The sequence below is a fragment of the Deinococcus rhizophilus genome (assembly GCF_030271215.1).
Taxonomy (GTDB): domain Bacteria; phylum Deinococcota; class Deinococci; order Deinococcales; family Deinococcaceae; genus Deinococcus; species Deinococcus rhizophilus.
In genome coordinates, this window is record NZ_JASNGB010000172.1 from 1 (window position 1) to 6,604 (window position 6,604).

The window sequence follows — 6,604 nt, forward strand, 5'->3', positions numbered from 1 at the left end:
CAGGGCCGACTGCACGTCGCGGGCGCGGGCAGGGCGGCCCCCCAGGTCCTGCTCGGCGGTGCCGTCGCGGTAGACCCGGCGCGACAGGTTGACCCGGCCCTCCGGCGTCTGGAGTTCGAGCTGCACCTCGGCCAGCCCCAGCGGCGCCTTGCCCCCGCTCCCGTGAAAGATCAGCTCGGTGCCGCGCCCGGCCCGCAGCTCACGCGCCCTGGCTCCGTGGGTGACCCAGCGAATCGCCTCCACCACGTTGCTCTTGCCGCTGCCGTTCGGCCCGATGACGGCGCTGACGCCGGGGCCGAACTCCAGCCGGGTGCGGTCGGCGAAGCTCTTGAAGCCGTGGAGGGTGATGCTGCGGAGCATGGGTCAGGGGCGCCGGATCACTGGTCGGTGCAGTCCTGGGCGCGGTAGGGCTCACTCAGGTCCAGGTGCCACAGGGTCGCCACGTTCTTGCCGCCGACCAGGAAGGTCACGTCCTGCCCGCTCACCTCCAGCAGGGTGCGGGTCAGCGTGCACAGCAGCATCCGCTCGCCGCTGGTGCCGTAGCGCAGGCGCTGGTAGCTCTCCGGCAGGTCCACGTAGACGTGCGTGCCGCGCAGCCACACGTTCGGCGCCGGGCTGCCCTTGGGCACGACCGGAAGCGACCCCCCCGTCTGCGGTCCGTTGGCCCAGGCCCGCAGCGCCGCCTGCGCGGTGGCCGAGGGACTGTCCTGGGTGACCTGAACGCTGCGGGTCTCAGGTTTCATGGTCTGGACCTGCGCGTCACTGAAGTAGACCTTGACCGGCTTGGACTGCCGCTCCTGCAGCTGGAGCCTGGGGGGTTCGGGCGTCGCCGGGGGCCGCTGCACCTCGGTGTAGGCGTAGGCGGCGGCGGCGAGCAGGGCCGCGCTGACCACATTGAACAGGGAAAAGAGGCGCTTCACTGGCCCGCTCCCGCCGCGCCGCTGGCCTGTGGACCGTCGGCGGGCGTGCCCGACACCGTGCGCCCGGCATTTGCGGCGCGGGCGGTGAGGTAGGTCGCCACCGAGCGGGCCACGGCGACCGACATCGCCCGCAGCCGCCCCGCCGAGGCAAGGTCGGCGCGGTCGTCCTCGTTGCCCACCCAGCCCAGTTCCAGCAGCAGCGCGGCCTGTGGGGCCTCGCCCAGCGTGAGCGTGCGGCTGACCGTCTCGGCCTGCGCGGTCACGCCGCCGCCCTTCAGCTCCCCGCGCAGCAACTCGCTGAGGCGCCGGGTGCCCCCCGCCCCCCCGATGGCAAGGTCGATGTAGGGGGCCTTGCCGCCCGAGCGCACCGCCTCCACGATCTGCGCGGTCGCGCGGCCGGTCGGTTCGTAGACGGTCACGCCGCCCCGGTCGGTGCCGGGAAAGCGCCCCAGGTCCAGCGCGAGGTACACGTCGCTGCGCCGCGCCAGCGCGAGCTTCTGGTTCAGGCCCAGGGCACTCTGGCCGTCGCGGGTCAGGCGCACCTGCCACCCCGCCTGACTGAGCAGCTCGGCGGCGCGGCGGGCCACGTCCAGCGTCACGTCGCGCCCGAGATCAGGCACGCGGGCGGGGTCCAGCACGATCAGCGGGCGCGAGATGCGCTCCAGCAGGGCCGGGCTGGTGTAGGGAATCCCCGGTCCCGCGTCCACGACCAGACGGGACCCGCCCGCCCGCACCACCCGGTAGACCCGGTAGCCGCTGCCGGGCGGCAGGGTGAAGCTGAGCTTCAGGTCGTCCCCGTCGCGGGCCACCTGCGCCCGTGGCACAAAGGCCCCGCGCGTGGTGTAGCGCCGCGCGTCCCCCTGCACGTCCTCCAGCGTCACGGTGACGGTGGTGCCGCGCAGCTCGTCGCTGAAGCTCACGTCGCGGGTGAGGTCCAGCACCAGACGGTCACTGCTGGCCCCCGCGCGGCTGCTGACCCCCTGCAGGCGGGCCGGAATGACCCGGAAGTTCCCGGCGCGGTACTCCGCCCCCAGCCCCCGCGCCAGCGTGTCCAGCGGCAGGTAGAGGTTGCCGTTGAGCAGCGTGGCGGTGCGGGCCTTGACCCGGTCGGTGTCCAGCTGCACGGTGTTGAAGGTCGTCGCGGCCCGCTGCGGGTCCTCGTCGAGGGGAAGCAGCAGGACGTGTCCGTAGCCCTCCACCCGGATAATCGGCCCCTCGCGGCTGATGCGCACCACCCGGTCCAGCACGCCCTGGCTGGCGTACTCGGCCCCGTAGAGGTTCACGCTTTGGACCTGCTGTCCGGCGAGGTTCAGGCGCGAGAAGGCGATCTGCGCTCCCGCCAGCCCCACCATCAGCAGGGCGACCGAGAGCAGCAGCGGTCTGGCAAAGGCCCCCCTCACAGTTCGCGCAGCTCCCGGCGCAGGGTCTTTTCCGCCTCGGCGCGGCGCTTGTCGTGCAGCTTCTTGCCCCGGGCGAGGGCCAGCTCGACCTTGAAGACCCGGCCCTTCTGGTAGAGCCTCGTCGGCACCAGGGTCAGGCCCTTTTGCTCCAGCGCCCGCTTCAGCTTGCCGATCTCCTCGCGGTGCAGCAGCAGCCTGCGGGCGCGGCGGGGCTCGTGGTTGTTGTAGGTGGCCTCGGTATACGTCGGAATGTACAACCCCTCCAGCTCGATATTGCCGTTCGTGAGCCGCGCGAAGGCGTCCCGGAAATCCACGCCGCCTGCCCGGATGCTCTTGACCTCGCTGCCCATCAGGGCAATGCCCGCCTCGAAGCGCTCCAGCAACTCGTACTCGTGGTGTGCGCGGCGGTTCGTGTACACGCGGGGCATTCTAGGGCAAATCGCGGGAAGGGGGCGGGGCACAGGCACAGGGGAACGGGGCACAGGGCAAAGCCCCCGGCGCGGGGCCAGGGGCAAGAGGGGGCGGGGCCTTTTCTCCAGCTATTTCCTAGTTCTGCGGCGGGCGGCTGGGCCGCACCTCGATCCGGCTGGGCAGCGTGCGCTCCGGCATCGCCAGCAGGTCGAGGGTGAGCTGCGCGATGTCCTCCGGCTGGATCTTCCAGGCGTCCTGCTCGTTGGGCGTGTGCCCGTTAAAGTGGGTCGCCACACTGCCGGGCATGATCTGCGTCACCTTGATGCCGTGCTGCCGCAGGTCGAGGGTCAGCACCTCCGACAGCCCGTTGAGGCCGAACTTGCTCGCGTTGTAGGCCCCGCCGCCCGCGAAGGGATTTTTCCCCGCGAGGCTCGACAGGGTGAAGATGTACCCGCCCCGGCGCTTGAGCGCGTTCAGGCCCGCCTTGACCGTGTAAAAGGCCCCGCTGAGGTTGGTGTCGATCACCTCCTGCCACTGCTCGACCGTCAAGTCCCCGATGTTGGCGAAGTGGCCCAGCCCCGCGTTGACGAACAGCACGTCGAGACCGCCGAACGCCTCCACATGGGCGTCTACCGCCTGCTGGAGGGCCTGCGGGTCGCGCACGTCGCAGGCCACGCCCCGCGCTCCCCCGCCGATCTCGCGGGCGGCGGCCTCGATCTCGCCCTGCTTGCGGCTGGTGATGGTCACGGCGTACCCGGCGCCCGCGAGGGCCCGCGCCACCTCCAGCCCGATGCCCTTGCTGGCTCCCGTGATGAAGGCGCTCCTGCCCTGCCCCGCTGGTGTCTGCTGCGTCATACCCGCCAAAGTAACGCGCCCGCCGGACGCCGGGCAGAACAGGTGAAGGGCCGCTCAAGTCCGTGCCGGGGCCGCATGGAGGGGGCGGTGGCCGCGCCCGCGCTCCCCTTGGTGTGAGAATGACATTAAGCGAGCGGGGGCGCCAGGGCCGCAGATCGCCCCTTAGGGTGAAGGGTGAATGCGGGCGGGACCGTCCCTTGCTGGACACTCCACTCTCTTTCCTGGCCCGCACCCAGGAGGCCCTATGACCCTGAACACCGACCGACTTTCCCGTCGCCTGAGCTGGCGCGGCGTCCTCGCGGGCGTCGTGCTGGGACTGGTCACGACCCTGACCGTGCTGGCCCTGGGCCTGGTGATCACGGCGCTGACCGGCATCACCCTGACGGGCACTGGCATCCAGGCCGCGATCTGGACGGCCATCGCCGCGCTCGCCGGAGCGTGGGCCGCCGGGCGCACGGCGGTGCGGGCCAGCGCTCCCTCGACCCGCAACGACGACGGCATCGCCGCCATGACCCCGGAAGACGCCTCGCTGACCGGACTGATCACGGGCGGCCTGCTGGTGCTGCTGCTGACCTACACCCTGTTCGGGGCGGCGCGCAGCCTGCTGGGACTGGCAACCAACGCCGTGAGCAGCGTCGTGGGCGCGGCCACCAGCACGGCAGCCAACACCGACGCGCAGGCCCCGGCCGGGCTCCAGAACTTTGTGGACGGCATCACCCGCGACGACGTCGAGGAACTGATCGCCAGCCAGAGCCCCAGCCTGAACGAGACGCAGGTCGACGCCGCCTCGGACGTGGTGACTGGTATCTTCCGCCGCACCCGCTATGACCTCGGGCAGCAGGACCTCGCGAACCTGCCCGACTTCGCCACGGCCCGCGTGAACGCGATTCGCAACGCGCTGACCGGCGAGCAGTTCGTGACCCGCCTCGAGCGTCAGGGCCTGAGCACCGCGCAGGCCGAGGAAGTCCGCACGGTCGTGAACAACGAGGTCAACCGCCTCGAGCAGCAGGCCCAGCAGGTCGCCGAGACCGCCGAGGAAACCGCCCGCGCCACCGCCCGCACGACCGGCCTGGGCTGGCTGCTGGCCGCCGGACTGACCCTGCTGCTCTCGTGGCTGGGCGCCCGCGGCGCCGCGACCCACCCCGCGATCACCGCGCTGCCCACCGACCGCCGCTGAGCCCCCCGTATCCCGCCGCCCTCCTGATGGGGGGCGGTTTTCGATGCTCTGTTTTTCCCTTGATGGAGTATTGGCCTGCGGTTTCAGGTCAGGGAGGGGAGTAGCCTGCTCGCCATGACTGAAGCGGCCCCCCTCTCCCCGCAGGCCCGGCGGGCGCGGCAACTCGCGACCTCGGGCCTGATTCTGGGGGTCTTTCTGGCGGCGCTGGAGTCCAGCGTGGTGGCGACCGCCATGCCCAGCGTGATCGCGGACCTGGGGGGACAGCGGCTTTACGCGCTGCCCTTCGCGGTCTACCTGCTGACGAGCACGGTGTCGAGCCCGCTGTGGGGCCGCGCCTCGGACGTGGTGGGGCGGCGGCGGCTGTACCTCGTGGGCGTGGTGCTCTTTCTGCTGGGCAGCGCCCTGTGCGGCCTCGCGCAGAGCATGGGCTGGCTGGTGGGGGCACGGGCCCTGCAGGGGCTGGGGGCGGGGGCGGTGCTGCCCCTCACGCTGACCATCATCGGGGAGACGTACTCGCTGGCCGAGCGCGGGCGGGTACAGGCCTTCATCAGCGGGGTGTGGGGACTGTCGGGGCTGCTGGGGCCGCTGCTGGGCGGGTGGTTGACCGACGTGCTGTCGTGGCGCTGGACCTTCTACGCCTCGCTGCCCTTCGGCGTGGCGGCGCTGCTGATCGCCCTGCGCCATCTGCGCGAGACGGGCACCCCACACCCGGCGCGGCTGGACTGGGCGGGAGCGGCGCTGTTCACGCTGGGCAGCGGCCTGACGGTGTGGGGGCTGGAGTCGCGGGCGTGGGCGATGGTGGGCGCAGGGCTGCTGGCCCTGCTCGCGGCGGTGATGGTCGAGCGGCGGCACCCCGCCCCGCTCCTGCCGATGGGGGCCCTGCGGCAGCGCACGACCGCCATCGCCTTCGCGGGGAACCTGCTGGGTGGAGCGGCCTACTTCGGGGTGATCGCCTACCTGCCCCTCTACGCGCAGGGGGTGGGCGGCGGGAGTGCCACGGGTGCGGGGGCCATCCTCACGCCCATGCTGGTGGGCTGGACCCTGACCAGCATCCTCGCGGCGCGGCTGCTCAACCGGGTGCCCCTCGCCCGGCTCTCGCAGGTGGGCTTCCTGGTCCTGACGGGGACCTTCGCGGCGCTCACCTTCGTGGTCCACGCGCCGCTGTGGGTCACGTCGGTGCTGGGCTTCGTGGTGGGGATGGGGATGGGCTTCGCCATGCTGAGCCTGCTGCTCTCGGCGCAGGAGCGGGCCGAGCGCGAGGAACTCGGCGCGGTGACGAGCGGCGTGCTGTTCGCCCGGCAGATGGGCGGGGCGCTGGGGGTGGCGCTGATGGCCCTCCTGATCGGCCCCGCCGCGATCCTGTCGGGCGGCCCCGAACTCGCCGAGGGGCTGCGGCGGGCCTACGTGCTGGCACTGGCGCTGGTGGCAGGCGGGCTGGTGCTGAGCCTGCGGCTGCGGGCGGTGCGGCCCGTGCAGGCGGGGGCGGCGGACTGAGGGGCGCTCCCCGCTATCCGTCCAGCGCCGTCCGCACCGCGTCCACGATCCGCTCCCCGTAAGCCTCGATGCGCTTCGGCCCCAGGCCCGGTACCCCCTCCAGCTCGGCCAGCGTGCGCGGCTGCCGGGCGGCGAGGGCCTCCAGCGTGGCGTTCGGAAAGATCACGAAGGCGCTGTGCCCCGTCTCGCGGGCGAGTTCGCGGCGCAGTTCGCGCAGGGCCTCGGCGACCTCGGGGTTGGGGGAGGCGTGTGGCGTGTCACCTGTGGCTTGTGCAAACAGCGCGTCGGGACGTGAGGAGGCCGGAGCTTCCGGGCGGGGGCGCACGGGCGGGGCGCTGGGGGCCGGG

General features: G+C 72.4%; 8 protein-coding genes. 2 read left to right on the forward strand and 6 right to left on the reverse strand.

Annotation, left to right across the window (positions count from 1 at the left end):
• The 5 genes from QOL99_RS14010 to QOL99_RS14030 form a co-directional block, all read right to left on the reverse strand.
• On the reverse strand, positions 1-360 hold a 360-nt coding region (locus tag QOL99_RS14010), incomplete at its 3' end, for an AAA family ATPase (RefSeq protein ID WP_285524721.1).
• A 17-nt stretch (positions 361-377) separates the two neighbouring features.
• The gene (locus QOL99_RS14015) at positions 378-920 is read right to left on the reverse strand and encodes a GerMN domain-containing protein (RefSeq protein WP_285524724.1); all 543 of its coding nucleotides are present in this window, start codon (positions 918-920) and stop codon (positions 378-380) included.
• Complete coding sequence (locus QOL99_RS14020) at positions 917-2,272, reverse strand: N-acetylmuramoyl-L-alanine amidase (protein WP_407650194.1); 1,356 nt, start codon at positions 2,270-2,272, stop codon at positions 917-919. Before QOL99_RS14020 ends, QOL99_RS14015 begins: the two co-directional genes overlap by 4 nt.
• A gap of 44 nt (positions 2,273-2,316) precedes the next feature.
• On the reverse strand, positions 2,317-2,748 hold the full coding sequence (gene smpB, locus QOL99_RS14025) for an SsrA-binding protein SmpB (protein ID WP_285524727.1): 432 nt from the start codon (positions 2,746-2,748) through the stop codon (positions 2,317-2,319).
• Between the two features lie 118 nt (positions 2,749-2,866).
• Positions 2,867-3,586 carry an SDR family oxidoreductase gene (locus QOL99_RS14030; protein ID WP_285524729.1) on the reverse strand — a complete coding sequence of 240 codons (720 nt, stop codon included), beginning with the start codon at positions 3,584-3,586 and terminating at the stop codon, positions 2,867-2,869.
• 244 nt (positions 3,587-3,830) lie between these two features.
• Here QOL99_RS14030 and QOL99_RS14035 point away from each other — a divergent pair, with 244 nt between their 5' ends.
• The gene (locus QOL99_RS14035; RefSeq protein ID WP_285524731.1) at positions 3,831-4,763 is read left to right on the forward strand and encodes a hypothetical protein; all 933 of its coding nucleotides are present in this window, start codon (positions 3,831-3,833) and stop codon (positions 4,761-4,763) included.
• Between the two features lie 114 nt (positions 4,764-4,877).
• Positions 4,878-6,257: an MFS transporter gene (locus QOL99_RS14040; protein ID WP_285524732.1), complete on the forward strand. Its 1,380-nt coding sequence runs from the start codon at positions 4,878-4,880 to the stop codon at positions 6,255-6,257.
• A 13-nt stretch (positions 6,258-6,270) separates the two neighbouring features.
• On the opposite strand, the gene QOL99_RS14045 is transcribed toward QOL99_RS14040, so the two are convergent.
• Positions 6,271-6,604 (reverse strand): HRDC domain-containing protein (locus QOL99_RS14045; RefSeq protein ID WP_285524734.1); only part of this gene is annotated, 334 nt, incomplete at its 5' end.